Annotated in this window: 25 protein-coding genes; 8 read left to right on the top strand and 17 right to left on the bottom strand. The window is 63.3% G+C overall.

Annotated features, from left to right (window positions below):
• Positions 1-11 precede the first annotated feature (11 nt).
• Positions 12-1,226, bottom strand: a complete 1,215-nt coding sequence (macA, locus tag BMX61_RS18060; protein WP_234794735.1) for a macrolide transporter subunit MacA — start codon at positions 1,224-1,226, stop codon at positions 12-14.
• A 219-nt stretch (positions 1,227-1,445) separates the two neighbouring features.
• On the opposite strand from macA, the gene BMX61_RS18065 reads away from it, so the two are divergent.
• The gene (locus BMX61_RS18065) at positions 1,446-1,898 is read left to right on the top strand and encodes a GNAT family N-acetyltransferase (protein ID WP_075625780.1); all 453 of its coding nucleotides are present in this window, start codon (positions 1,446-1,448) and stop codon (positions 1,896-1,898) included.
• 52 nt (positions 1,899-1,950) lie between these two features.
• Here the strand turns inward: BMX61_RS18065 and ubiB are convergent, their stop codons facing one another.
• Both ubiB and ubiE read right to left on the bottom strand, forming a co-directional pair.
• Positions 1,951-3,525 (bottom strand): 2-polyprenylphenol 6-hydroxylase, encoded by a 1,575-nt coding sequence (gene ubiB / locus BMX61_RS18070; RefSeq protein WP_075625781.1) that lies wholly within the window; start codon positions 3,523-3,525, stop codon positions 1,951-1,953.
• An 85-nt stretch (positions 3,526-3,610) separates the two neighbouring features.
• The gene (ubiE, locus tag BMX61_RS18075) at positions 3,611-4,387 is read right to left on the bottom strand and encodes a bifunctional demethylmenaquinone methyltransferase/2-methoxy-6-polyprenyl-1,4-benzoquinol methylase UbiE (protein ID WP_075625782.1); all 777 of its coding nucleotides are present in this window, start codon (positions 4,385-4,387) and stop codon (positions 3,611-3,613) included.
• A gap of 309 nt (positions 4,388-4,696) precedes the next feature.
• Here ubiE and mutM point away from each other — a divergent pair, with 309 nt between their 5' ends.
• From mutM to dnaA, 3 genes are all read left to right on the top strand, one after another.
• Positions 4,697-5,608, top strand: coding sequence for a bifunctional DNA-formamidopyrimidine glycosylase/DNA-(apurinic or apyrimidinic site) lyase (mutM, locus tag BMX61_RS18080; RefSeq protein WP_075625783.1), 912 nt, complete (start codon positions 4,697-4,699; stop codon positions 5,606-5,608).
• A 291-nt stretch (positions 5,609-5,899) separates the two neighbouring features.
• Complete coding sequence (gene rpsT / locus BMX61_RS18085; RefSeq protein ID WP_075625784.1) at positions 5,900-6,166, top strand: 30S ribosomal protein S20; 267 nt, start codon at positions 5,900-5,902, stop codon at positions 6,164-6,166.
• 1,280 nt (positions 6,167-7,446) lie between these two features.
• Entirely contained in the window at positions 7,447-8,946 is a 1,500-nt protein-coding gene (dnaA, locus tag BMX61_RS18090; protein ID WP_234794730.1) for a chromosomal replication initiator protein DnaA, read from the top strand.
• Positions 8,947-9,027: 81 nt separating this feature from the next.
• Here the strand turns inward: dnaA and BMX61_RS18095 are convergent, their stop codons facing one another.
• Positions 9,028-10,416 (bottom strand): leucyl aminopeptidase family protein, encoded by a 1,389-nt coding sequence (locus BMX61_RS18095; protein ID WP_075625786.1) that lies wholly within the window; start codon positions 10,414-10,416, stop codon positions 9,028-9,030.
• A gap of 264 nt (positions 10,417-10,680) precedes the next feature.
• On the opposite strand from BMX61_RS18095, the gene BMX61_RS18100 reads away from it, so the two are divergent.
• On the top strand, positions 10,681-11,535 hold the full coding sequence (locus tag BMX61_RS18100) for a tetratricopeptide repeat protein (protein ID WP_075625814.1): 855 nt from the start codon (positions 10,681-10,683) through the stop codon (positions 11,533-11,535).
• A 76-nt stretch (positions 11,536-11,611) separates the two neighbouring features.
• Here the strand turns inward: BMX61_RS18100 and BMX61_RS18105 are convergent, their stop codons facing one another.
• The 13 genes from BMX61_RS18105 to BMX61_RS18165 all read right to left on the bottom strand — a co-directional run bounded on the left by BMX61_RS18105 (position 11,612) and on the right by BMX61_RS18165 (position 22,275).
• The gene (locus BMX61_RS18105) at positions 11,612-12,208 is read right to left on the bottom strand and encodes a PIN domain-containing protein (RefSeq protein ID WP_075625787.1); all 597 of its coding nucleotides are present in this window, start codon (positions 12,206-12,208) and stop codon (positions 11,612-11,614) included.
• Positions 12,205-12,531 (bottom strand): hypothetical protein, encoded by a 327-nt coding sequence (locus BMX61_RS18110; protein WP_075625788.1) that lies wholly within the window; start codon positions 12,529-12,531, stop codon positions 12,205-12,207. Before BMX61_RS18110 ends, BMX61_RS18105 begins: the two co-directional genes overlap by 4 nt.
• 71 nt (positions 12,532-12,602) lie before the next feature.
• Entirely contained in the window at positions 12,603-13,583 is a 981-nt protein-coding gene (locus BMX61_RS18115) for a type II secretion system F family protein (protein WP_075625789.1), read from the bottom strand.
• 21 nt (positions 13,584-13,604) lie between these two features.
• A complete protein-coding gene (locus BMX61_RS18120) occupies positions 13,605-14,612 on the bottom strand; it encodes a type II secretion system F family protein (protein WP_075625790.1) in 1,008 nt (335 codons plus the stop codon).
• Positions 14,613-14,617: 5 nt separating this feature from the next.
• Entirely contained in the window at positions 14,618-16,060 is a 1,443-nt protein-coding gene (locus BMX61_RS18125; protein ID WP_075625791.1) for a TadA family conjugal transfer-associated ATPase, read from the bottom strand.
• A gap of 252 nt (positions 16,061-16,312) precedes the next feature.
• A complete protein-coding gene (locus BMX61_RS18130; RefSeq protein ID WP_075625792.1) occupies positions 16,313-17,587 on the bottom strand; it encodes a CpaE/TadZ family protein in 1,275 nt (424 codons plus the stop codon).
• 22 nt (positions 17,588-17,609) lie between these two features.
• Entirely contained in the window at positions 17,610-18,329 is a 720-nt protein-coding gene (locus BMX61_RS18135; RefSeq protein ID WP_083639221.1) for a CpaD family pilus assembly protein, read from the bottom strand.
• Between the two features lie 12 nt (positions 18,330-18,341).
• Positions 18,342-19,859, bottom strand: a complete 1,518-nt coding sequence (locus tag BMX61_RS18140; RefSeq protein WP_092742903.1) for a type II and III secretion system protein family protein — start codon at positions 19,857-19,859, stop codon at positions 18,342-18,344.
• A gap of 20 nt (positions 19,860-19,879) precedes the next feature.
• A complete protein-coding gene (cpaB, locus tag BMX61_RS18145) occupies positions 19,880-20,689 on the bottom strand; it encodes a Flp pilus assembly protein CpaB (protein WP_075625794.1) in 810 nt (269 codons plus the stop codon).
• Positions 20,690-20,975: 286 nt separating this feature from the next.
• Positions 20,976-21,491 (bottom strand): A24 family peptidase, encoded by a 516-nt coding sequence (locus BMX61_RS18150; RefSeq protein WP_075625795.1) that lies wholly within the window; start codon positions 21,489-21,491, stop codon positions 20,976-20,978.
• A gap of 267 nt (positions 21,492-21,758) precedes the next feature.
• Positions 21,759-21,929 (bottom strand): Flp family type IVb pilin, encoded by a 171-nt coding sequence (locus BMX61_RS18155; protein WP_083639223.1) that lies wholly within the window; start codon positions 21,927-21,929, stop codon positions 21,759-21,761.
• Entirely contained in the window at positions 21,929-22,102 is a 174-nt protein-coding gene (locus BMX61_RS18160) for a Flp family type IVb pilin (RefSeq protein ID WP_075625796.1), read from the bottom strand. The genes BMX61_RS18155 and BMX61_RS18160 overlap by 1 nt, the downstream gene beginning before the upstream one ends.
• Positions 22,102-22,275, bottom strand: a complete 174-nt coding sequence (locus BMX61_RS18165; RefSeq protein ID WP_075625797.1) for a Flp family type IVb pilin — start codon at positions 22,273-22,275, stop codon at positions 22,102-22,104. Before BMX61_RS18165 ends, BMX61_RS18160 begins: the two co-directional genes overlap by 1 nt.
• A gap of 324 nt (positions 22,276-22,599) precedes the next feature.
• On the opposite strand from BMX61_RS18165, the gene BMX61_RS18170 reads away from it, so the two are divergent.
• The 3 genes from BMX61_RS18170 (at position 22,600) to BMX61_RS18180 (ending at position 24,459) form a co-directional block, all read left to right on the top strand.
• On the top strand, positions 22,600-22,998 hold the full coding sequence (locus tag BMX61_RS18170) for a pilus assembly protein N-terminal domain-containing protein (protein WP_075625798.1): 399 nt from the start codon (positions 22,600-22,602) through the stop codon (positions 22,996-22,998).
• Between the two features lie 265 nt (positions 22,999-23,263).
• On the top strand, positions 23,264-23,872 hold the full coding sequence (locus tag BMX61_RS18175; RefSeq protein WP_234794732.1) for a TadE/TadG family type IV pilus assembly protein: 609 nt from the start codon (positions 23,264-23,266) through the stop codon (positions 23,870-23,872).
• Positions 23,872-24,459 carry a TadE/TadG family type IV pilus assembly protein gene (locus BMX61_RS18180; RefSeq protein WP_075625799.1) on the top strand — a complete coding sequence of 196 codons (588 nt, stop codon included), beginning with the start codon at positions 23,872-23,874 and terminating at the stop codon, positions 24,457-24,459. Before BMX61_RS18175 ends, BMX61_RS18180 begins: the two co-directional genes overlap by 1 nt.
• Positions 24,460-24,542: the final 83 nt, after the last annotated feature.

Below are 24,542 nucleotides of genomic sequence, written 5' to 3' on the forward strand. Positions count from 1 at the left end.
AATCTCCGCCGTCAGAAAGGCGGTGGCGGCATGTTGCGCCTGTTGTTGCCGCGATTGGCGCCGCTGGCCGCATCCTTGGCACCGCTGCCGACCACCACGATCTCGCCGTCCTGAAGCCCGCTCTTGATTTCGGCAGCCACGCGATTGCGCACACCGACGGTGACATCGCGGGTCTCGCGTCCGCCATCGGGCTTGACCACGGTCACCTTGGCGTCATGACCCTCCGCCCGTCCTTTCAGCGCCGCGATCGGCACGGTCAGGACGTTTTCGACATGGTCGCGAACGAAGAAGACCTGCGCCGTCATGTTCATCATCAGTTGGCCCTCGGGATTGGGCACGTCGAAGAGCGCATAATAGAGAATGACATTGTTCTCGGTTTGCGGCGTCGGCTTGATCTGGCGCAGCTTGCCGGGAAAGCGCTTGCCCGGCTGGCCGAGCAGGGTGAAATAGGCATCCATCCCAGGCGAAAGCTTGCCGATATCGGCCTCGGAGACCTCGGCCTCCACGGTCATGGTCGAGAGATCGGCAACCGTGGCGATGGTCGGGGTTGACTGGTTGGCGTTCAGCGTCTGGCCTTCCTTGGCGGCGATATCGACCACGGTGCCGGTAAGCGGCGCGAAGATCTTGGTATGGCCGAGGCTGATGCGGGCATCCTTCAGCGAGGCCTGCTGCTTGCGGATCTGCGCATCAAGGGCTGCGACATTGGCCTCAGCCGTGGCCAGCGCCGCCACGGCCTCGTCAAGTGCCGAACGCGCCGCCGTATTGCCGGCCACCAGCGTCTGCTGCCGGGCCAGCGTGCTGTTGGCCAGAACCACCTGCGCCCGCTTATCGACCATCTGCGCTTCCAGATTCGCAATCTCGGCTTCGGCGATCTCGATCTGCGTCTCGATCGAGGCGGAATCGATCTCGGCGACGAGGTCGCCCTCTTTGACCTGATCGCCGATTTCGACCTTGACCGATTTCAACTGGCCGGAGACCTGCGCACCGACATCGACATCGCGGATCGGTGTCAGAAGGCCGGTGGCCGTCACGCTGTTTTCGATATCGCCGCGAGTGACGGCCTGGGTGACCACGGCTTCCGTTTCGCCTGCCGCCCGATAATGCGTGACGCCATAGGCGCCGGCTGTCCCGATCAGCGCCAGGGCCACCAGACCGACGATCAGCCGCGAGCGCCGACGCCGCTTGGGCGCGCGCCTAACACCCTGAGGGGCTGCCTCCGCTTGCATAGGCGGCTCCGGCCGGTTTTCGACGATCTTGGGATAGGCCTCTGCCATGTATTTGCGCATCCTCTTGGGACTTCAACGACCAAGACGGCCGCAGTCTGTTCGCATATGGGCTCTTGTTAACGGCGAAGGCAGGGCGATAGGATGAATTCTTCGTAAGGTTGTTAAAAAGCAGCCCCAGGAGGCGCCTAGCGTGCGCTTTCAGAACCAAAGGGCCCATGCATGCCGGTCACCCTCCGCCTGGCGCAGTCCTGCGAGGCGCCGAGAGTCGCCGCCGTCTTTCGCCAGTCCCGCGAGGCTTTCCTTCCCTCTCTACCGGACCTCCATAGTCCTGACGAGGACGTGGCATTTTTTCGCGATGTCGTCTTTGCCGAATGCGCGGTCTGGGTGGCGGAGGCGCAAGGAAACATCCTGGGCTTTTGTGCCGTGAAGCCAGGCTGGATCGAGCATCTCTATCTGCTGCCCGCCCATGTCGGCCGCGGATTGGGCGCACGGCTGCTCGATGCGGCCGGCGCCGGCCAGGATCATCTCCAGCTCTGGGTGTTTCTGAACAATCAAAGCGCAATGCGCTTTTACGCGCGGCAGGGCTTTCGCAAGATCCGCGAAACCGATGGCGCCGACAGTGAAGAGAGAATGCCGGATGCGCTCCTCGAGTGGGTAAGACCGGTCAATTGAGAGAGGGCCCCATCCGCAGTGATGCGGACGACCACCGTCTTCGTCTTGCCGTCTAAAGCAATTCCCAGGCAATCACGATCAGCGTAAGCGCAATGACCCAGAGCGCCACGCGGCCGGAGCGGGCATGGCGGGCTTCGGCGCGGCCAATGGCTTCGGCGGTTTCCGGATCGAAGCGCAGCCCCTTCTCCGCCATCAATGTGATGTCGCGGGAAAGACGCTCGGTCTTCAGCGCGATATCGGGCGCGGCCTCGGCCACGCGCAGCGCCGCATGCAGCCCCTCGCGCAGGTCCGCCACGATCCGCTTCGGTCCGAGATTGGTGCGGATCCAGTCGCCGACCACGGGTTCGGCCGCTTTCCACATGTTGAAGCGCGGATTGAGCGTGCGTGCCACGCCCTCGACCACGACCATGGTCTTTTGCAGCATGACCAGCTCCGGCCTCGTCTCCATGTCGAAGAGTTCGGTCACCTCGAAGAGCAGGGTCAGCAGCTTGGCCATCGAAATGGTTTCCGCCGGTTGGCCATGGATCGGCTCGCCGATCGCCCGGATCGCCTGGGCGAAGCTCGCCATGTCGTGATGGGCGGGCACATAGCCCGCCTCGAAATGCACGTCGGCCACGCGCATATAGTCGCGGGTGATGAAGCCGTAGAGGATTTCGGCGAGGAAGCGGCGCTCCTTCTTGCCAAGCCGGCCGACAATGCCGAAATCGACGGCGACGATGGTCCCATCCGCCTCCACCAGGAGATTGCCCTGGTGCATGTCTGCATGGAAGAAGCCGTCGCGCAGCGTATGGCGCAGGAAGGACTGGATCAGCGTGTTGGCGAGCTGGTCGAGGTCGTGGCCCGCAGCTCTCAGCGCCGGCACATCGGCCATGCGCGTGCCTTCGATCCATTCCATGGTGACGACATCGCGCCCTGTGCGCTCCCAGTCCACGGCCGGGACACGGAAGCCGGGATCGTTCTTGGTGTTCTCGGCGATCTCCGAGAGTGCTGCCGCTTCCAGGCGCAGGTCCATTTCCACCTTGGTGGTCTGTTCCAGCGTCTTGGTCACCTCGACCGGGCGCAGCCGGCGCATATGCGGCAGGAAGCGTTCCTGCATCCGGGCCACAAGATACATGGCCTCGAGATCGCGCGAGAAGCGCTGGCGGATGCCGGGACGGATGACCTTGATGGCGACTTTGCTCAGCGCCTCGCCGCGCCTGACCAGGCCGGGATGCACCTGGGCCATGGAGGCGGCGGCAATCGGCTCGTCGAAGAGTGCGAACAGCTCGGCCACCGGCCGGCCGAGCGAAGCCTCGACGGCATGATGGGCTTCCGCCGGCGAAAATGTGGCCATGCGGTCCTGCAGGAAGGCGAGATCGGCGGCGAGCTCTGCGCCCACCACGTCCGGCCGTGTCGCCAGGAACTGGCCGATCTTGACATAGGATGGGCCGAGCCGCTCGACCGCGCGCGACAGGCGCTGGCTGCGCTCTTCGTTCTGCGCATGGCGGCGCTCGAAGAGCTTGGCTGCCGACTGGGCAAGCCGGGCGGCGGGCGGCAGATTCTCGCTGGGAATGGCGCTGATGACGCCTTCCCGCAGGAGCACCCAGCCAATGCGCATCAGGCGGGCATAGGTGGCGGGCGTGCTCATGGGCGCGATCCCTGTCCGGCCATAACAGCCTGATTCTCGTCGGTATGCGTCATGCGGTCAGCGCCTGTGGCGCGGAAAATCGCCATCAGATCTTCCAGGCCGAATGCAGCGCGGCAATGCCACCGGTATAATTGGTGAAGCCAACGCGCGAAAAGCCGACCTTTTCGATCATGGTGGCGAAGTCGCGCTGGTTGGGGAATTTGCGGATCGATTCCACCAGATATTGGTAGGGCTCGGCGTCCCCGGTCACCATCTTTCCGAAGCGCGGAATGGCGTTGAACGACCAGGTGTCATAGATCTTTTCGAGGAAGGGCTGATCGACGGCGGAAAATTCCAGTACCATCAGCCGGCCGCCGCGCTTGAGCACGCGATGGGCTTCCTTGAGCGCGACATCGATATGCGGCACGTTGCGAATGCCGAAGGCGATCGTATAGGCGTCGAAGGAGTTCGGCTCAAAGGGCAGCTCTTCGGCATTGGCCTCGACGAAATCGAGATGGTCTGCAAGCCCGGCCTTGCGGGCGCGTTCCGCACCCACTGACAGCATGGAGCCGTTGATGTCGAGCACGGTAGCATGGGCCCTGCGGCCGGAGGCTTCGACGATGCGCATGGCGATATCGCCGGTGCCGCCTGCTACGTCCAGCACGCGATAGTCCTCGCGCTTGGCGGGATTGAGCGCGGCGATCATCGCGTCCTTCCAGGCGCGGTGAAGACCCAGCGACATCACGTCGTTCATGATGTCGTAGCGCTTGGCGACGCGGTGGAACACGTCGTTGACGAGCGTCTGCTTCTCGCTCTCGCCCACCTGGCGAAAGCCATAGGAGGTCTCCATGCCGCCTTCGGCCGAAACGCGCTCACGTGTCATGCATCACCTCGTTCATCGTCTTGCCGCCGGCCCGGCGGCCTGTCGGTCGCACGCAACATAGCGAAAGCCCCTTGGGCACGCTATGTCAGGCACATGAGCGGCACTTAGGTCTTTTCCGGTGCGTTCTTCAAGCCTGCTTCATGCCCTTTTGGGATGCAGCCCAAGCCGACAAGGCTTCAACCACGGAGATGGCGTCTCGGCGCTCTCCAGCCAATGCCGCTGTTTGGCGCCTGTTTGCGGCCTTTTGCCGGGCCAGATAGTTGACGATTGCCGCGACGCAAGGCCGCGGTCTTTGAAGAAGGACGAGTGATGCCGGAATTGCCCGAGGTCGAGACGGTGAGGCGCGGGCTGGCGCCTGCGATGGAGGGCGCCCTGATCCGCCGCGCGGAGCTGCGCCGGCCGGATCTGCGCTTTCCCCTGCCGCCCGATTTTGCTGAGAGGGTGGAGGGCCGGCGCATCGTCAGCCTCAAGCGCCGGGCAAAATATCTCATCATCGCCCTGGAGGACGGGCAGGCGATCCTCGCCCATCTCGGCATGTCCGGTTCGTTTCGGGTGGAAGAGGCGCAGCCTGCGGGCGCGGCCGAGGAAGAGGGGCAGACGCCGGGGCTCTTCTACATACCGCGCGGAAAGGATGCGCGGCACGATCATGTCGTGCTGCATCTGGAGCGCGACGGCCAAATGGCCCAGGTGGTCTATAATGACCCCCGCCGCTTCGGCTTCATGGATCTGGCCGAACTCACCGGCCTCGACAGCCATCCCTTCTTTCGCACCATGGGGGAGGAGCCGACAGGCAACGGCCTGAGCCCCGCCTATCTCGCCGCCCGCTTCAAGGGCAAGGCCCAACCGGTAAAGGCCGCGCTGCTCGATCAACGGGTCATCGCAGGGCTCGGCAATATCTATGTCTGCGAGGCGCTCTGGCGGGCCGGCATTCAGCCAGCATTGGCCTCGGGCCAGCTCGTGCGCGCCGACGGCCGGCCGGGCGCCAAGCTCGTGGCGCTGAACACGGCGATCCATCAGGTGATTGCCGAGGCCATCGAGGCAGGCGGCTCCTCGCTGCGCGACCATATCCGCACCGACGGCACGCTCGGCTATTTCCAGCACCGATTCTCCGTCTATGATCGCGAGGGCCAGCACTGCCCGCGCCCGGGCTGCGGCGGCACGGTGGCGCGCATGGTCCAGGGCGGGCGCTCCACCTTCTTCTGCCCGGTGTGCCAGCGCTGAAGGCCTGCCGCAGGCTTAAGCAGGCCTTCCGCTTGAAGCGCGGGCGGCGCCGGGCTTGCGCGGGCGCGCCAGAGCGGACGAAATGCGGCGTTCACTTGCCTCCGCATGCGGATTTCGGTGGAGAATCTGCGTTGACTGGCTCGCGCTTTCCCGTTATATGCCCGCCCACGGTTGGGAAAGTCGCTTCAAGGCTTTCCGTTGCTGTCTCCATCCTGCACCGACGACACCGCAGTCGGCCTTGTTGGGCCAGGGGGAGGCTTTCGCGAGAATTCTTGAAAGAGAGACACCAGAATGGCCAATACAACTTCGGCGAAGAAGGCGACCCGCAAGATCGCTCGCCGCACCGAGATCAACAAGGCGCGCCGTTCGCGCGTTCGTTCCTTCATCCGCAAGGTTGAAGAAGCCATTGCATCGGGCGACCAGGCTGCCGCGCAGGAAGCGCTGCGCGCCGCTCAGCCCGAGATGATGCGTGCTGCCACCAAGGGTGTCGTGCATGCCAACACCGCGTCGCGCAAGATTTCGCGTCTTGCTCATCGCGTAAAGGGCCTGTCGGCCTGATCGACTGATCATCGACGAAATTTCGAAGCCCGGCCTTGTGCCGGGCTTTTTGTTTTTCTGCCTTTTGTCAAGCTCGTGCGCTTAGCGCGCCCTTTGATTACGTCAAGGGAGTGACAGAGAATAGCGAGAAAAAACAGGTATTTAAGCATTTTCTAGGCTTTGTGTGGCGAGAGTCTGTCGACCTTTTCACATAAGCTGTGAGTCAAGCGATTTTTTTATTTTTTCGTTTTTCGCCAGCTAAGAGATGCGCTACAAAACAAAGCCTTTGATTCGCTTGCGATTCTTTTTCGCACCCGTCCCGGCATGCAAAACGGGGCCGTAGAGTCAACGTCCGTCCTCTCCATCGGCCAAAAAATGCCGATTGATCTCCCGTCACGATCCTGCCTAAATGAACCCATCAGCAGCGGGGCAATCCGCCGCTGATCAGCGGGTGTTCAAGGAGAACGGCTTTTCGGCCAGGCTCCGACATCTGTCCATCGAGCGGCGTTGCGATACGCTGCCTCAACTAAAATCGGCATGGAGGGGCAGCGCGCCCAGCGCGGCGCGGCGCATTTCCATGTCCAGGGTTGTAACATGCAGGAAAAGGCTCCGGGCTTTGAGCACGGTGTCGTCTTTTCAAGAGAGGTGCCCGCAGGGGGCAGATCTCGAACCTGGCAATGCGTGGCGTGGCGGAAGATCGAGGGTTTCTGCCAAGGCATGTCACACAAAGCTGGTGCGGGGCCGAAGCTGCGGAAATAGCTGCAAAATTCTTGAAAGCCGATCGTGGCTTTAAGGGAATTTTATGCAGCTTGATTAAGAAGTCGCGACACTGCGAGCCCGGAGGTGACCCCTCTGGATCCGGCGGTCTCGGCGCTTTGGATCGAACGATCCACGGGAAGGACGGCAGGCGCGGCCTTGAGGTCGAGCGCCAGCGCAGAATGAAGGGGTTGGCGCGGAATGCATGAGGAACCGCCGTCCAGCTCCTGGGTGTTCGGACCTGGCCGTTTCGGCTGGCTGGACCGCGCGCCCGACAGGCCCGCAGGCGCGGCCGGCTTTGCCGGCAGCGTGTGGTGGCCTGAGCAACGATAACAAAAGGGGCGTGGGTGCGCCTGTCTTAAACGGGCAGGCTGCGTGCGCTGAACTCATCGATGCCGCATGACCCATCGCGGCGTCTGGAAATGATCATGGAAGGCGGCAGCATGCTGGGTAATTCGCGGACTTCGCAGAGTGCATTCAACGACAAAGAGAATGCATTCCACACCGGAGCCAATAAGAACGACAAAGCGGGGAACGAAGCAGCCATGACCATTGACAGCGCGCTGTTCGACCGTGTCAGCGCGCTCTTGAAGACTCAGGTCGGACCTGAGGTCTATGCAAGCTGGTTCGGCCGCCTGAAGCTGCATTCGATGTCCAAGAGCGTGGTACGCCTTTCGGTTCCGACCACCTTCCTGAAGTCTTGGATCAACAACCGCTACCTCGATCTGATCACCAGCCTGTTCCAGCAGGTCGATTCCGATATTCTCAAGGTCGAGATCCTCGTGCGCAGTGCTACGCGGGGCACGCGTCCGGGCCTCGATGCCGACGCATCCGCACCCGGCCTGCCTTTGGCCGCGCCGGAGCTGGCGCCGTCCACGGGTGCTGCGGCATCACGCCGGCAGGCCTCCGCGCCGGCGAGCCTCGGCCAGCAGGCCAGCCATCTGACCTCCACCATGTCGTCGGCATCCCGGTCCATGGCTGCCGGCACGCCGTCGGGTCCGCTCTTCGGCTCGCCGCTCGACACGCGCTATACCTTCGACAGCTTCGTCGAAGGCTCGTCCAACCGCGTGGCGCTTGCCGCAGCCCGTACGATTGCCGATGCCGGCGCCAGCGCCGTGCGCTTCAATCCGCTTTTCATCCACTCCACGGTCGGCCTGGGCAAGACGCATCTTCTGCAGGCGATCGCCAATGCGGCGATTGCCGGCTCGCGCCATTCCCGCGTGGTCTATCTGACCGCTGAATATTTCATGTGGCGCTTTGCCACCGCCATCCGCGACAATGACGCCCTTTCGCTGAAGGAGACCCTGCGCAATATCGATCTCCTCATCATCGACGACATGCAGTTCCTGCAGGGCAAGTCGATCCAGCATGAGTTCTGCCATCTCCTGAACATGCTTCTCGACAGCGCCAAGCAGGTGGTGGTCGCGGCCGACCGCGCGCCTTGGGAACTCGAATCGCTCGATCCGCGCGTGCGTTCGCGCCTGCAGGGCGGCGTGGCGATCGAGATGGAAGGCCCGGATTTCGACATGCGCATGGAGATCCTGACCCGCCGCCTCGACGCGGCCCGCCAGGAAGATCCGTCGCTCGATATTTCGCCCGAAATTCTCAACCATGTCGCGCGCAGCATCACGGCCAGTGGCCGCGAACTGGAAGGCGCGTTCAACCAGCTGCTGTTTCGCCGCTCTTTCGAGCCGAACCTGTCTATCGAACGCGTGGACGAGTTGCTCGGCCATCTCGTCAATGCCGGCGAGCCGCGCCGGGTGCGCATCGAGGACATTCAGCGTGTTGTCGCCAAGCACTACAATGTCTCGCGCCAGGAGCTGGTGTCCAACCGCCGCACCCGCGTCATCGTCAAGCCGCGCCAGATCGCCATGTATCTGGCCAAGGCGCTGACGCCGCGGTCCTTCCCGGAAATCGGCCGCCGCTTTGGCGGGCGCGACCATACGACCGTGCTGCATGCCGTGCGCAAGATCGAGGAACTGATCGCAGGCGATTCCAAGCTCAGCCATGAGGTCGAGCTGCTGAAGCGCCTGATCAACGAATAGGTGCTTGGCCCGCGCGCCGACTTCGGCGCGCGCTCCGTCTCGAAACAAGGGCGGCCTGATCCGGGGCGCCCTTTTCGCGTTTCAGCCCTTGCCCTTGGCGATCAGATGATAGAGCGCGCGGATGGCCTGCGCCTCTCCGCCTTGCGGCCCTTCCGGCCGGTCCTTGGCCGACCAGCCGTAAATATCGAAATGCGCCCATTCGCTTGCCCGGTCGACGAAGCGCTTGAGGAAGAGGGCGGCCGTGATCGAGCCTGCCATGCCGCCGGAGGGCGCATTGGTCAGATCGGCGATTCGGGCGCTGACATCTTTTTCATAGCCCTTGAACAGCGGCATCCGCCACATGGGATCGAAGGTGGTCCGGCTGGCGGCCATCAACGCCTCGGCCAGAGGCTCGCTATCGGTATAGAAAGGCGCGATCTCAGGCCCCAGCGCCACGCGCGCAGCCCCCGTCAGCGTTGCCATGTCGATCAGCAGGTCGGCCTGTTCCTCGTCGGCATAGGCCAGCGCATCGGCCAGAATCAGCCGGCCCTCGGCATCCGTATTGTCGATCTGGACGGTCAATCCTTTGCGGCTCCGGTAAATATCGCCGGGGCGGAAGGCAGAGGCGGAAATCGCGTTTTCGACGACTGGCACAAGCACGCGCAGCTCAACCTTCAGCTTGGCGTTCATGATCATCGCAGCCAGTGCCATCACATGGGCCGCGCCCCCCATATCCTTCTTCATCAGCGCCATGGAGGCCGATGGCTTGATGTCGAGCCCGCCGGTGTCGAAGGTCACGCCCTTGCCCACCAGTGTAATCCGCCGCTTGCCCTTGCCCCAACGCATCTCCAGGAGGCGCGGCGCTTCGGCCGCCGCCCGGCCCACCGCATGGATCAGCGGGAAATTGCGCTCCAGCAGCGCGTCGCCCGCGATCACCTGCACCTCTGCCCCCTCATGGGCCGCCAGCGCGCGGAAGGCTGATTCGAGGGCTGCCGGTCCCATGTCGTTGGCGGGCGTGTTGATCAGGTCCCGCACGAGATAGGTGCCGGCGACGAGGCGGCGGATCTCGTTGGCATCGATGTCACGGGGCAGCGTCAGCGTCGGATCATTCGCCTTTGCCGACTTATAGCGCTCGAAGCGATAGGCGCCGAGGCCGAAGCCCAAAGCCAGCTGGCCATGATCGACCGGTGCGGTTTCGATATGCCAATGGCCGCCCGGCAACATCTTGGCGAGCTTGCCGATGAGGAACGGCGCGTCGACAACGGCTCCGCCAAGCCCGAACAGCGCGCCTCCGAGCCGGCCATCCGATGTCGGCACCAGAAGCATGGAGCCGGCCTCTGCCTTGAAGCCCGCCTTGCGCGCCCAGTCGAGCGCGACCGGATCGATCGAGCCGGCCTCGACCTGCTGGGGCGTCACGGCAAAGACCGGCAGGCTCTGCGCAGCCGCGGCGTGGAAGGGGGAAGGGCGGTCGATCAGGGAAAAGGGCACCATGGGGTCGAAGGTCCAAGCTATCTATCGTTGACGTGTCGGGTTCCGGCACGCAGCCGGCGTTGACGGGGCAGGCGCTCGCGCTGCCGCGCCTCTCCGTCAGCTCCTATTAACGCTCTGTTAGGGTTAACAGACTATTGATGATCGACGAAACAGGCCCCGATTTTGTCTTCCGACCGTTCTGCGTGCGGCGCCTCCTTCCTTTCGCACACCGTTCGATCAGGGGCCAAGACCATGGCGACCGTACCTTCTCCGCTTTCCGTGCTGATGCAGGCCGCCGGGTCTCTCGCCGACCGCAAGGCCGAGGCCCAGCGCCGTCTCTGCACCTATGCGGCTCTCGCCGGCGTGGCGCTGCTGGCCACAGCCTGCGGCACGCCGAAGAAGGAGCTGACGACGGGCTCGATTCCTTCGGCAAGCGCCTCGGCCCGCCCGGTCCAGACCATGACCGAGTCGGAACTGAAGGCTGCGGCCGGCTCTCTTGGTGCGACCTATGAGAAGAACCCGAACGACAAGGCCAATGGCCTGAACTACGCCAACCTGTTGCGCATGACCGGAAAGAACGACCAGTCGCTGGCCGTGATGCAGCAGATGGCGATCCGCTTCCCGAGCGACCGGGAGGTGCTGGCAGCCTATGGCAAAGCACAGGCCGCCGCAGGCCAGTTGGAGCAAGCGCTCGCCACCATTGGCCGCGCCCAGACGCCCGATCGGCCGGACTGGCGCCTGAAATCGGCGGAAGGGGCTATTCTCGACCAGCTCGGTCGCCCGGCCGAAGCGCGTCAGGCCTATCGCGATGCGCTCGACATCAAGCCGAACGAGCCCTCCGTTCTGTCCAATCTCGGCATGTCCTATCTGCTTGCCAAGGATCTGAAGACCGCCGAAACCTATCTGCGCAGCGCCGTGGCCCAGCCAGGCGCCGATAGCGGCGTGCGCCAGAACCTGGCGCTGGCTGTCGGTTTGCAGGGCCGATTCGACGAGGCCGAACGCATCGCCGGTGCCGAGCTGTCTCCCACACAGGCGCAGGACAATGTCCGCTATCTCAGAGCCATGCTGGCCCAGGACAATGCCTGGAAGAAGCTCGCCAGCCAAGACACGCGTTCGCCAGGGGCCAAGGCGGTGAACTGACGGAGGACTTAGGTCCAGGAGATGATAGCCCGTCTGATCCGGAACCACTCTGCTCTGAAGGCGCCCTTACCTGCGCTCAGGAGGGTGTCCATCGGCTTCCAATCGCTGCGGTTTCGTCTATCCCTTCAGGAAGATCCGTAAAGCGCCTTGCGTCATTCATCCGGCGTCCCGGCTTTCGAGGATGCAGCATTTCATCGATAACCGCGTCTGCAGAGGAAATAACGCCAACGGCCTCAAGGCCTCGAAGCATGCCGACAGTGGAAATGAGATGTAGATTAGGTGGCTTGTTGACGTCCCGGAGTCCCGCATCTTCAAAGAGAAGCGCGACAGGTTCCGCGGTTTTGATAAAGCGGCTGAGACCATCATCTGACGAGATGAAGTCGATCATGGCGAGCTCGCCAGCAATTTTCTTAAGCTTTTCCCCTCGTCGCCGCTTCTCTCGTTCGAGACGATCGATGTCCGTCGGCTCAATCATGAAGGGTGGGTTATGGGTGTCGATGAAGCTCTTTACCTCCCGATCTTTCAGATAGGTCATGTCACTCGTCAGTTCATCATAAACGGCGTCAACGATGATGATGCGCATGTCGAGCTTTAGGAACAAATCCAGACGATCGGCGACCCAAAGACTGTTGATTGGTCCCGCATCCGGTAGAATAAGCGTGCAGCGTCTCATCCCAAGTTCCAGAGATGCACAAACGTCGCAGCCTGTTGTTCGACATCAGGCATAGGAGGCATCGGCAGGTCGGCATCTCCGAGTGCGACGAGAAGATCTGCGTAATCCCTCAACTCCAAAAGGTCGATCGCTTCGCGGCGCGCGATTAGACCTTTTGAATAGGCGAGAAGCGGGTCTTGCTCGGCCAGAGGTGTTTCCGGCTGGGTGAGTGCGTCGAGATGCTCTCGCACGATCGCGGTCAGCGTCGTTCCCTCGCGCTGCGCATGGGCCTGAACCCTGACAACAAGATCCTCGGGCAGATTAAGGGTCGCGCCTTTCAACATCTGACAGACCTCCAAATTGGATGGGAGGAGAGTATGGGCGTGCGCGGTTTCGTCGGCAAGCGTTGCGACGCTTAAAACGTATCCATCACCTGCAGGATCGCCGGTCCGAGAATGACGGCGATGAGCACCGGCAGGAAGAAGACGATCATCGGCACGGTCAGTTTCGGCGGCAGGGCCGCAGCCTTTTTCTCAGCGGCGTTCATGCGCTGGTCGCGGCTTTCCTGGGCGAGAACGCGCAGAGCCTGCGCGATCGGCGTGCCGAAGCGGTCTGCCTGCATCAGCGCCTGAACCACGGCCCGGACATCTTCGATCCCGGTGCGCAAAGCGAGATTGTCGAGCGCGGTGCGCCGGTCCTGCAGGAAGGAAAGCTCGGCCGTGGTCAGCACCAGTTCCTCGGCGAGCGGCGCGGATTGCTCGGCAATTTCCTCAGCCACGCGGCGCAGGCCCTGTTCCATCGATACGCCCGATTCCACGCAGATCAGCAGAAGATCCAGTGCATCCGGCCAGGCCCTGCGGATCGAAGCCTGCCGCTTGCCGATCTGGTTGGCGATCATCAGGCTCGGCAAATAGAAGCCGGCGGCCGTGGCCGCGATCACGGCGAGGAGCCGGGTCGTCAGCTCGCTATCGGGCAGCACATCGAGCACGAAGATATAGACGACCGCCACCACCAGGAAGAAAAAGGGCAGGCAGAAGCGTGCGAAAAGAAAGGTGTTCAGGGCATTTTGTGACCGATATCCGGCCATTTTAAGCCGGCTAATTGTATTGTCGTCGACCAGGAGCTTGCGCAGGTTCAGCTTTTCGACCACCTGGCGCACGGAGGTGTTGTTCTCGGTGCGTAGGCGGGTGCGGCTGGTCTCCGAATTCAGCCGGGCACGCTCGCGCGCGCGGATCTGCTCACGCTCGTTGGAGACAGCCTTCATCCGCCGCTTCAGCGTATCCCCTTCGAAAAACGGCATGGCGACGGTGTAGATCGTGGCGAAAACGGCGAGCGACACGCACAGCGCCAGGAGCAGCGTCGGATTGGTCAGCATTTCGGTCACGGCATTGCCCATGCGGTCGATCCAATCCGGAGCTCAAATATCGAAATTGATCATCTGGCGCATCACCAGAATGCCAAGGCTCATCCAGACGCCGGACGCGGCGAGGATCAGATGGCCACGCGTGTCCGAGAAGAGAATGGCGATGTAGCTCGGCGTCGTCAGATAGACGAGCAGCGCGACGATGAAGGGCAGGGCGCCGATGATCGTTGCCGAGGCCTTGGCCTCCATCGACATGGCCTGCACCTTGGCCTTCATCTTGCGCCGCTCGCGCAGCACCTTGGACAGATTGCCGATGGCTTCCGACAGATTGCCGCCGGCCTGGGCCTGGATTGTAACGACGATGGCAAAGAAGCTCACCTCGGCCAGCGGCATGGTCTGGGCCATGCGCTGGCAGGCCTCGGGCACGCCCAGCCCGATCTGCTGTGCCTCGACCACGCGGCGAAACTCGCTTTTGACCGGCTCGCGCCCCTCAGACGCGATCATGCGTACGGCATCGGTCAGCGGCAGGCCGGATTTGACGGCGCGCACCATGGCGTCCAGCGCATTGGGAAATTCATCGAGAAACCGCCCCGTCCGGCGTCTGACGAGAAAGGCCAGGCCCCAGCGTGGCAGGCCAAGACCCATGGCAATAGCGGTGCCGAGGGCTGCGAGCATCTGCCCGGTCATGACCAGCACCACCAAGCCGGCCAGAAGACCGAAGGCCGCACCGCCGAGATGAAACTGCAGCGGGGTGATCGATAGGCCGGCCTGTGGCAGCCGCATCTTCACCGAGGCTTTCGAGGCAGACTTTTCCTGCTTCTTGCGTTCCAGCTCCTTCAGCGAGTCCTGGACCGATTTGCGCCGCTTGGACATTTCGTTCATGCGGTCGCGGGCCTGGCGCACCTTGGCGCGATCCGTCTCCGCAGCCTGCACCTTGCGCAGCCGGCTCTCGGTCTTCTTCTGCCGTTCGATCTGCGAAAACAGAAGCGCATAGGCAACGCCGCCTACGGCAACGGCAATCGACAGGCTGAGGAGAAGGACGGTGGGGTCGAGGCCGAACATGGAGGCTAGTCCTTCGAGAGCGCGTCGAGGGCGGCCGCCAGCCGTTTGTCCTCGTTGAAATAGCGGGCCCGCTCCCAGAAGGCGGGGCGGCCGATCTTGGTGCCGACATGGCGGCCGATGATCCGTCCGCCGGCGTCCTCCCCGTCCATCTCGTAGCGCAGCAGGTCCTGCGTGATGATCACGTCGCCTTCCATGCCGATCACCTCGGTGATCTGGGTGATGCGGCGCGAGCCATCGCGCAGGCGCTGGGCCTGGATGATCACATCGACCGAGCCGGCGATGATTTCGCGCACGGTCTTGGCCGGCAGCGTATAGCCGCCCATGGCGATCATCGATTCCATGCGGGCCAGCGCCTCGCGCGGAGTGTTGGCATGCAGCGTGCCCATGGAGCCGTCATGACCGGTGTTCATCGCCTGGAGCAGGTCGAAGACCTCCGGTCCACGCACTTCGCCGACGATGATGCGTTCGGGCCGCATGCGCAGGCAGTTCTTGATCAGGTCGCGCATGGTCACCTCGCCCTCGCCCTCGATATTGGGCGGGCGGGTTTCCAGCCGGACGACATGCGGCTGCTGCAACTGCAGCTCGGCCGTGTCCTCGCAGGTGATGATGCGCTCATCGGGATCGATGAAGGCGGTCAGGCAGTTGAGCAAGGTCGTCTTGCCCGACCCGGTGCCGCCCGAGATCAGCACATTGCAGCGGACACGGCCGATGATCTGCAGGAGCGTGGCGCCATCCGGCGTGATCGCGCCGAAGCGCACGAGCTGATCGAGCTTCAGCTTGTCCTTCTTGAATTTGCGGATCGTCAGGGCCGTCCCGTCGACGGCGAGCGGAGGTGCGATGACGTTGACGCGGCTGCCGTCGGGCAGGCGCGCATCGCAGATCGGCGAGCTCTCATCGACGCGCCGGCCGACCTGGCTGACGATACGCTGACAGATCGACAGCAGCTGGTTGTTGTCGCGAAAGCGGATCTCGCTCTCGATGGTCTTGCCGGCCACTTCGATGAACACCTGGCCGGCGCCATTGACCATGATGTCGGCAATGTCGTCGCGCGCCAGCAGCGGCTCCAGCGGGCCATAGCCGAGCACGTCGTTGCAGATATCCTCGAGCAGCTCTTCCTGCTCGGCGATCGACATCGCGAAATTCTTGATGGTGATGATATCGTTGACGATATCGCGGATTTCCTCGCGCGCGCTTTCCGCGTCGAGCTTGGCAAGCTGCGAGAGGTCGATCGTGTCGATCAGCGCGGAAAAGACCTGCGCCTTGGTGCCGTAATAATCATCGTCGCGGGTGCGCCGGCGCACGGGCTCCGGCGGGCGTGGGGCGGGCTGCGTCTCGCGCACGGGCTCCGGCGCGGGAGGGGGCGACGGGCGTGCCGCTGCCGTGGCGGCCACCACCGGGCTGGCCGCATTGGGCTTTGCAAAGCCTTCACCTGCGCGTTTGCCAAACATCGTCCGTTTCTCGCTTCATCCTGGCCACCCTTGCCGATCCGGCATGGCATGGCGCGTCAGTCCTCTGGCCGGCGAGCGGCGCATGCCGTTCCCGCTGTCGTTCCTCACGCCATGCCGCGCGCACCGAAAGATCGCGTCACAGCTACGGCTTCCATGTCTCGCCGGGCTGGCCGCACCGCCTGTGCGATCTGCGGCAGGCATGGTGCCGGTTGGCGCAGCGCGAAGGCGGCTTTTGCCCGACATCATGATGACTTAACGCCGGCGCAGCGCCTCCAGCATGCCGGCAAGCTTGGCCTTTTTCGCTCTCTTGGCGGTCGTCCGGCCGGTCAGAAGATGGGCAAGCTGGGCAAACGTTTCGGCAGCCGGCGCCTTGCGGTCGGTCTCCGCGATCATCCGGCCGCTATTGGCCGCCTGGCCGAACAGCACGGCGTCGAAGGGAAGGATGGCTGCCGGCTCGATTTCGAGCGATTCGGAGAAATCGGTGGGAGAGACCTCCGGTCGCTTCGGCATGCCAACCTGGTTCAGGATGAAATGCGGCGACTTGTCGTTCGGCCGCAACTTGCGCACGATGTCGACCATGTTCTTGGCATTGCGCAGATTGGCCAGATCCGGCGTGGCAACGATGACCAGTTCGTCGGCGCTTGACAGAACCTGGCGGGTCCAGTCGTTCCAGGCATGCGGCACGTCCAGCACCGAGACGGGTGCTGCGCGCTGCAGCGTGTCCATCAGCGGCGTGAAGCTATCCCCTTGAAAGTCATAGGTACGGTCGAGCATGGAGGGCGCTGCCAGCAACGACAGATGGTCGGAGCATTTGGTCAGCAGACGGTCGAGGAAAACCTCGTCCAGGCGCTCGGGCGAAAAGACCGCCTCCACCATGCCCTGGGGTGGGTCCTGGTCGAAGTTGATATTGGCCGTGCCATAGGCAAGGTCGAGGTCGGCGATGATGACCTCGGTGGAAAACAGGCTGGAAATGCCATAGGCACAATTATGCGCGAGGGTCGATGAGCCGACGCCGCCCTTGGCGCCGATGAAGGCGATGGTGCGGCCGAGCGGTTCGGCATCGGGATCGACGAAGATGGCGGAGATCGCGGCAAGAATCTCCGCCATGCCGACCGGCATCACCAGATATTCGGAAATGCCGTTGCGCATCAGCTCGCGATAAAGGGAAATATCGTTATGCCGGCCGATGATGACCACCTTTGTGCTGGGGTCGCAGACCGCAGCCAGCGGCGCAAGCTCCTGCAGCAGATGGCGCGGCTCGGTCGACGTTTCCAGGATGATCAGATTGGGGGTGGCGATGCTGGCGAACATATTGGCCGCCGCCGCCACGCCGCCGCGGTTGATCTTCAGGCTGACCTTGGCCATGCGCCGGTCTCGGCCGCAGGCCTCCATGATCGCCTGGCTTGCATCGCTTTCGCAAAAGGCGTGCACGGAAATGCGCGGCAGCGGGCGCAAGGCGCCCAGCTCCTCGCCACCGGGTGCGTCCGCCGGGTCTTGGCTGTCGATCGCATAGTCAATCGCGTTCATCGTCCGCTCCAAGCGAGGCTCGTCAATTGCCGGTGGTAAAGGTGATGGTGGTGCCGGTGCCCGACTTGATGCCGCGATAGTCGCTGATCGCCTGCTCGCGCCGCGCCGTGTCGATCGGCGACATGGCGCGCGGTGCCAGCAGATCCATCGGATTGGCGACCTGGGCTGCCAGATTGGACTGGCTGGCACAGCCGAAATTCTCGTAATTGCGGTTCTCAGCCGTATCCAGCACCAGATCCTTCGGCCATCTGCCGCAGGGCCCGGTCTTGGCGGTGACCGCATTGTAGCTCAGGCGGATCGGCGCGGCGTCGCCCGTGGCCTGTGCCTGATAGCGGGTTTCGACGATCTTGCCGGCAGGAACCCCGGCGCTTGCCAGCGTGGCGCGCACATCGCGCTTGATAGACGACAGGGCAAAGCCGTTCGGGCCGCCTTGGGCCACCATCATCAGCACCGGGCCAGAGGACGAGGCGAGATAATCATTGGCAAAGCCCTTGATCACGTCGCGCGCGCCGACCGTCAGCCTGTGGTCACCTGCCGACAGCGGCACGTCGAGCGCATGCTCGGCTTCCGCAATGACGATCGGATGGCGGGTGCGATAATCGTCCGGCAGCGAGCCTGTGGTGGTTGCGTCGCGATTGGCGCAGCCCGCCAGAAGCGACACGAGGCCAAGCGCCAGAGCAAAAGAGGGAGCAAGCGCCGTGCGGGACGACGGAATGATCAGGGAGAGCCGTAGAGGGGTCATATCCGTTCCCGCTTACTTATAGATGAAGCCGACATTGCCGTGATAGGTGCCCGCCGGCGCGGCGGCCTGGCGGTTGCCATAGAGGCGATTGACCGTGCCGAGGAAGTAGCCGGAGATATCGCCCGTCGGGTCGAAATTGTCGTCCGGGCGCGAGATCGCGCTGCGCGCCACCGGCTTGACCAGATAGGGCGTGGCGATGATCACCAGCTCGGTTTCGTTGCGCACGAAATCCTTGCTGCGGAACAGCGTGCCGAGAACCGGGATCTTGGAGGCGCCCGGCAGCCCCGACATGGCCTGGCGGATATTGTCCTGCACCAGGCCGCCAATGACGATCGATCCGCCGGACGGCAGCTCGACGCTGGTCTTGGCATTGCGCTTGCGCAGAGACAGATAGGTCTGGCCGGGCACGCGGGTGGTGTTGCCGTTGACGACGGAGGCCTCGAAGGTCGGTTCGGAGACGCTGGTCTCGATATCCAGGCTGATGCGGCCGGGGCCGAGCACGACGGGGGTGAAATTCAGGCCGATGCCATATTCCACCGTCTCGCTGCTGCGGGTGATCTTGCCGTCCTCGTCGATCTCCTGCGAATTCGGCAGGCGATATTCGCCGCCGACGGAAAATTCCGCCGACTTGCCGGAGATCGCCGTCAGCGAGGGCTCAGCCAGCGTGCGCATGACACCGGCCTGCTCCATGGCGTTGAGATAGCTGGCGAAGTTCAGCCCGCTATGGCCGATCGCACCTGTGATCGCGGAGGCGACAGGGTTGATGGCGTCACCCAGATTGGTCGGATTGCGGAAGGTGATGCCATTGCCGCTGTCGCTGGTGACCGAGCCGGAAAAGCCGAGCTGCTTGAGCACCTGGCGCGAGACCTCGGCCACCGTCACCTTGAGGGTCACCTGGTCCTCGCCGTCGATCTTCAGGAGATTGACGATCTGGCTTTCCTGGCGCCGCTCGGCATAGATCGCCGCATCGCCATTGCTGCCTTGGGCGGTGATGTTGCGCGTCGTCGCCTCACCACCTTTAAGAAAAGCCTGGGCAAGCTCGACGGCACGGGTGCTATCGAGCGGCGTGCGCACGGTGCCCGTCAGCACGATATTGTCCGAGACGATTTCCACGCGGATATCGGATTCGGGCAGGAAGCGACGCAGATTGGTCTCAAGCCCGGCAATGTCACGTTCGACCTCGAGGTCGAGGGTAACGATTTCACGGCCGCCTGCGCCGAAGATGAAGATATTGGTCTGGCCCACCGCCTTGCCGAAGAGATAGATGCGCCGGGCCGTGCGGGTGATGGCGTCGGCCATGCTGGGATCGGCCACCAGGAGATCCTGCGCATCCTCGGGCAGATCGACCACCAGCGCCTTGTTGAGGCCGAGCTTGACGGTCTTCTTCATGCCGGGGCCGGCATCCGTCACGCGCAGCACGCTCTGCCCGGCAAAGGCAGGCTGCGGGGCGAAGGGGGCACCCGTCAGGGCGACGAGAAGGGCGAGGCCACCGGCGGTGCTCCGGCGAAGGCGATGTGCGATCCGTGTCACGATGAGGTTCCGTTTGCGCATCAATGTGCCATGCTCGACGTGGTTGTCTGGTCGGTGGTGACGATCGTGCCCGACTTGATCACCTGGACCGTCGAGCGGTCGCCGCCGCTGAGAAGGTGTTCGGACACCTCGGTGTCGGGCTCCTGGGCATCGGCAAGGCTGCGCAAGGCCAGCGACAGGCGCTCGGCCATCTGCTGGGCGACGCTGATGATCTTGGCCTGGTCGGGCGTCAGCTCCAGCGTGGCCGTCGTGCCGACCACGGCTTTGGTACCGTCATGCGCCTCCTCGATCTGCTGATCGATGGCGAGAACGCGGATGTTCGACAGAACGGCCTCGGTGCTGTAGGCGCCTGCCTCGCTCTTGCGCACCATGATCACGTCGACCCGGTCATTCGGCAGGATGAAGCCGCCGGCACCGGTCGCCACGGTGATGTTGGTGGCCACCGCACGCTTGCCCGCCGGCAGCAGCGAGGACAGGATGCGGCTGGAGCTATCGGCGATCTTTTCCGCGCGCAGCGGTTCGCCCGAAAAGAGCGGAAGGCGGACGACGGCGCCCGTCAGCTCGTTCAGTGCGCCGGGGCGAACGTCCTGGGTGATCAGGCCCTCGGCCAGGCCGTCCTTCGGCCAGTCCATCCAGCGCAGATCGGCTGCCGTCAGGCGCGCGCCGACAGGCATGCTGCGGGTGGAGACGAGAACGCTGGCCGTCGGCGCGCGCTCCACGACCTTCTCCGAGATCACCGTCTCCGTGCCCTTGAGATTGAGCGCGAGCACCCCCGCCAAGCCCGCCGAGGCAACGGCCACCGCCATGATGATGATGCGCACGGGTTTCATGGAGTTCGGTCCACCGATCTGAATCGCTTACGTTAGCTGTAAGCATCGTTCGGATTGGTGTAATTATGGTTAATGAAACACTGACGCGGACCTCATTTATTAAGTTTTGACGAACAGGCAGGCGCCTGCATCGGCTGCTCGACACAGTTTCATAGTTTTTGGGAGGGTCGGCAGGCAGGGTCTGGCACAGGGCAAGCGCATATCCGGCTCAACAGGCAGCCATGGCGGCAGCCGATGCCCGCAGCGCATTCTTCAAAAGCTGGACGTCGAGAGGGCCGGCTGGCCTTTAACCGGCGCTGGCGCCAAGGGCTGCCAGCATCAGCGGCGAGGTGGGATAGGCAAGGAAGCCGCCGAGCGCGATGGCGATCCCATAGGGGATCTTGCCGTCGGCATCGAAGCTCGCCGGAAGCTGCAGGCCGCAGGCTGCGAGCACGCCTTGCTGACGGCGCAGAAGCAGGATGACGACAGCCAGCGCGCCACCGCAAAAGGCGACCAGCAGCATGTAGTCGATGAGCGACTGGTTCAGACCGAACCAGACGGCCGAGGCTGTCAGGAGCTTGGCATCGCCCCCGCCCATGGTGTTGAGCGAAAACAAGAGGAAGGCGATGGCGAAGACCAGGAGGCCGGCAGCCAGATGCAGGCCGATGTCCACCAGGCCCATGCCGCTCGCCGGGCCGACGAGGAGAAAGGCAAGGAGCAGGATCACCGAGACCCGGTTCGGAATCGTCATCGTGAAGAGATCGGTCAGCGCCGCAATGGCCAGGCAGAGAGGCACGATGATGAAAATGGCGGCCTGGATCATGGCGGCGAAGTCCTACGGCGCGCATGCGCCCCTGTTTCGACACGTGCCGACGAGGCGGCACGCAGATGGTCATGCGGTCCGAGCCGCCCGTTTTCCTTGCGGCCGACGATGCGTGGGCGCGTCGAGCCATGGCATCAGCGCTGGACGGGGGCCGGCTTCAGGGCACCAGTCTGGCCATCAAGACTGAAGAAATCGGAAATTGTGGGATCTTGTTCGGCCAGACGGCGGCCCCTGGCCTCAAATGGCAAAAGCGCCGCAGACCAGGGGTCACGGCGCTTTCTGAATGTCTGCCAGCTTGGTAAAGGTGTTGTTCAGCTCGCCGCTGACGGCGCCCAAGCCGCCAACCAGCACAAGTCCGATCAGGCCGGCGATCAGAGCATATTCGATCACCGTCCCACCATCGCGCTGTCTGCCAAGGCGTGCCAGCACGCCCTGCATCAGCTGTTGTTCCCGAGCGTATCTTTGAGGTTGGTGAAGGTGGTGTTGAGCTGGGTGCCGAGCGCCTTGGCGCCACCGATCAGGGCCACCGAGATCAAGGCGGCGATCAGGCCATATTCAATGGCCGTCGCGCCGGAGCGATCCTTGAGAAACTGCGCGAAGAGCTGTGCCATCAGCTATTGTTCCCGAGCGTGTTCTTCAGGTTGGTGAAGGTGGTGTTGAGCTGGGTGCCGAGTGCCTTGGCGCCGCCGATCAGGGCGACAGAGATCAGCGCGGCGATCAGGCCGTATTCAATAGCCGTCGCCCCGGACTCGTCCTTCACGAAACGGGCGAAAAGTTTGGTCATGACTCGTCTCCTGGATTGTCTCATACTCTCGCAAGACCGTGACAACAGCGGTTGTTCGGTTAGTCGTGACTTTAATGTGGGTCGATTTCGATCGGCTTAAGCCAAAAGGTGAATCAAAGCTTAAGGCTTTTCCACCCTCCCCGCATTTTGATAGGTCGGTGTGCGGCGTCGGGCCGATAAAACCCGAAACACGGCAAAATGGCACCGTTCGATGCGGTGGCCGTGCTCTTTTGATTAAGATTTCATTTACCAAGATGGACGACACTGACAGGACGAAGGAAGCCTGCCCGGCCCTTTGATGTCCATGTTTGGGAAAGACGCCGCATGACCTTCTCCACCCGCAGCCGCGCCTTTCTCCTTGCTCTGCCCTTGGCTCTGCTGGCTGTCGGCGCTGCCCGGGCCGAAAGCGAGACGCCGATGCGGGTGCTGCTCAACCACGCGCGCGTCCTCAAGCTCGATCGTCCCGTTTCCAAGGTGATCGTCGGCAATTCCACCATCGCCGATGCAACGGTTGCCGATCCCAGGACCATCGTGCTGACCGGCCGCACCGCCGGCATGACCAATCTGGTCATCCTCGACAGCGACGACCAGCCTGTCGTCGACGAGCGCATTCTCGTGGCCAATGACGAGGAAAACACGCTGCGGCTCTATCGCTCGGTCACGCCGACGATCATGTCCTGCACGCCGACCTGCGAACTGCCTGCCACCGTCAAGAACAACTGAAAGTTCGTTCTTTGGCCCCAGGCAGCGGCTACGCGCCGGAAGTGCTGCGCAGCATGTTTCAAAGCACTGGTTTGCGCGATTGACGTGCGCCACGAACAGGCTGTTTGGCTGGATCCTGCCTAGCGGAGAATTGGTCAGCCAAATCTAACCGATTTTTAAAAGCCCTTGGCGCAGGATGGACTGGGCGCGTTAAAAGCGTGCGGGGACATGTGCTCCGCTCGCTTGCATGGGCGCGGCTGCGCACATCGCGTGGCCGGATGAGGGCATGACGGACACCATGGGTAAGACGCTTTATCTGCGTCCTTCCGGCGCCAACAGCGCGGGGCGGCGTTTTCTTCGGCAGCGGTCCGGTGCGGCTGCCATCGAATTCGCGATTCTGCTCGTCCCCTTCCTGCTGGTGCTCTTCGCCTCGATCGAAACGGCCATCGCCTTTGCCGGCGAGCAGTTGCTGGCCAATGCCACGGAGACCATGGCGCGCAAGCTGCGCACCGGCGAAATCACGGCTGCCACGTCGCAATCGGATTTTCGCCGGCAGTTCTGCGCCGAAATTGCAGCGATCATGACCTGCTCGCCCGCGGAGATCGATACGCCCGACAAGCTCTATCTGGATGTGCGTAGCTTTTCGAACTTCACGGATATTCCGACGGCCGTGCCGCGGGTCGGCAATGCGCCGGCGGGCGATCTCGACACCAGCAGCTTTCGCTATGCCCCTGGTGCCTCGGGCACGATCAACATCGTCCGCGCCTATTATCGCTGGCACGTGACCACCGATCTCGTGCGCCCCTATATCACCAACCTTCGGCCTGCCGGCGGGGGCCACCCCAAGGATTATCTGATGGTGGCGACGGCAGCCTTTCGCGCGGAGGCCTATTGATGGCCCTTCTGGCTCGCCTGCGCCGCTCATGCGGTCTTGAGGCGCTGGTGCGGCTAAGCCGCGAGCGGCGCGGCTCCGGTGCCGTCGAATTCGCCTTCCTCGCGCCCATACTGATCCTGTGCTATCTCGGCGCCTTCGAAACCTCGGTGGGATTCGGCGTCGCCCGCAAGGTCGCGCATGCCTGCGCCACCGTGGCCGATCTTCTCTCCCAGAGCAGCTCCGTCAATATCGCCACGCTCGACAGCATGCCGACCGTCGTCAAATCGGTAATGGCGCCCTACGACCCTGCCAATTATGCGCTGAAGGTCACCGGAATTGCCGTCACCTCCTCCACCGAGGGCACGGTGAAATGGTCGCGCGATCAGTCCGGCGGCACGCCCTACAGGAAGGAAAGCACGGTCACGATCCCCGGCGATGTCGGAACGGTCGGCAGCTTCGTCGTGCGCGCCGAGCTTTCGCTGCCCTATCATCTGAAGACGATCGACATGATCCGCCATGAAGGCGGCGCCGGCGCCCTGACCATCTCCAAGACCTATTATTTCCGGCAACGCATCGGCTCGGGCATCACCTGTTCCAACTGCCCCTGAGGCCGCCACGCAAACCACCGCGTGCTGTATGCCGCCTGTGAAAGCGATTCCGGTCGCTCCCGCTTTCCTGTATGTCTCGCCGA

Origin of the sequence: Xaviernesmea oryzae (assembly GCF_900109605.1) — a bacterium.
GTDB lineage: Bacteria > Pseudomonadota > Alphaproteobacteria > Rhizobiales > Rhizobiaceae > Xaviernesmea > Xaviernesmea oryzae.

Excerpts from the sequence above, each read along its gene's own strand:
- macA (WP_234794735.1), bottom strand. The coding sequence starts at position 1,226 with ATGCAAGCGGAGGCAGCCCCTCAGGGTGTTAGGCGCGCGCCCAAGCGG.
- BMX61_RS18065 (WP_075625780.1), top strand. The coding sequence starts at position 1,446 with ATGCCGGTCACCCTCCGCCTGGCGCAGTCCTGCGAGGCGCCGAGAGTC.
- ubiB (WP_075625781.1), bottom strand. The coding sequence starts at position 3,525 with ATGAGCACGCCCGCCACCTATGCCCGCCTGATGCGCATTGGCTGGGTG.
- ubiE (WP_075625782.1), bottom strand. The coding sequence starts at position 4,387 with ATGACACGTGAGCGCGTTTCGGCCGAAGGCGGCATGGAGACCTCCTAT.
- mutM (WP_075625783.1), top strand. The coding sequence starts at position 4,697 with ATGCCGGAATTGCCCGAGGTCGAGACGGTGAGGCGCGGGCTGGCGCCT.
- rpsT (WP_075625784.1), top strand. The coding sequence starts at position 5,900 with ATGGCCAATACAACTTCGGCGAAGAAGGCGACCCGCAAGATCGCTCGC.
- dnaA (WP_234794730.1), top strand. The coding sequence starts at position 7,447 with ATGACCATTGACAGCGCGCTGTTCGACCGTGTCAGCGCGCTCTTGAAG.
- BMX61_RS18095 (WP_075625786.1), bottom strand. The coding sequence starts at position 10,416 with ATGGTGCCCTTTTCCCTGATCGACCGCCCTTCCCCCTTCCACGCCGCG.
- BMX61_RS18100 (WP_075625814.1), top strand. The coding sequence starts at position 10,681 with ATGCAGGCCGCCGGGTCTCTCGCCGACCGCAAGGCCGAGGCCCAGCGC.
- BMX61_RS18105 (WP_075625787.1), bottom strand. The coding sequence starts at position 12,208 with ATGAGACGCTGCACGCTTATTCTACCGGATGCGGGACCAATCAACAGT.
- BMX61_RS18110 (WP_075625788.1), bottom strand. The coding sequence starts at position 12,531 with ATGTTGAAAGGCGCGACCCTTAATCTGCCCGAGGATCTTGTTGTCAGG.
- BMX61_RS18115 (WP_075625789.1), bottom strand. The coding sequence starts at position 13,583 with ATGGGCAATGCCGTGACCGAAATGCTGACCAATCCGACGCTGCTCCTG.
- BMX61_RS18120 (WP_075625790.1), bottom strand. The coding sequence starts at position 14,612 with ATGTTCGGCCTCGACCCCACCGTCCTTCTCCTCAGCCTGTCGATTGCC.
- BMX61_RS18125 (WP_075625791.1), bottom strand. The coding sequence starts at position 16,060 with ATGTTTGGCAAACGCGCAGGTGAAGGCTTTGCAAAGCCCAATGCGGCC.
- BMX61_RS18130 (WP_075625792.1), bottom strand. The coding sequence starts at position 17,587 with ATGAACGCGATTGACTATGCGATCGACAGCCAAGACCCGGCGGACGCA.
- BMX61_RS18135 (WP_083639221.1), bottom strand. The coding sequence starts at position 18,329 with ATGACCCCTCTACGGCTCTCCCTGATCATTCCGTCGTCCCGCACGGCG.
- cpaB (WP_075625794.1), bottom strand. The coding sequence starts at position 20,689 with ATGAAACCCGTGCGCATCATCATCATGGCGGTGGCCGTTGCCTCGGCG.
- BMX61_RS18150 (WP_075625795.1), bottom strand. The coding sequence starts at position 21,491 with ATGATCCAGGCCGCCATTTTCATCATCGTGCCTCTCTGCCTGGCCATT.
- BMX61_RS18155 (WP_083639223.1), bottom strand. The coding sequence starts at position 21,929 with ATGCAGGGCGTGCTGGCACGCCTTGGCAGACAGCGCGATGGTGGGACG.
- BMX61_RS18160 (WP_075625796.1), bottom strand. The coding sequence starts at position 22,102 with ATGGCACAGCTCTTCGCGCAGTTTCTCAAGGATCGCTCCGGCGCGACG.
- BMX61_RS18165 (WP_075625797.1), bottom strand. The coding sequence starts at position 22,275 with ATGACCAAACTTTTCGCCCGTTTCGTGAAGGACGAGTCCGGGGCGACG.
- BMX61_RS18170 (WP_075625798.1), top strand. The coding sequence starts at position 22,600 with ATGACCTTCTCCACCCGCAGCCGCGCCTTTCTCCTTGCTCTGCCCTTG.
- BMX61_RS18175 (WP_234794732.1), top strand. The coding sequence starts at position 23,264 with ATGACGGACACCATGGGTAAGACGCTTTATCTGCGTCCTTCCGGCGCC.
- BMX61_RS18180 (WP_075625799.1), top strand. The coding sequence starts at position 23,872 with ATGGCCCTTCTGGCTCGCCTGCGCCGCTCATGCGGTCTTGAGGCGCTG.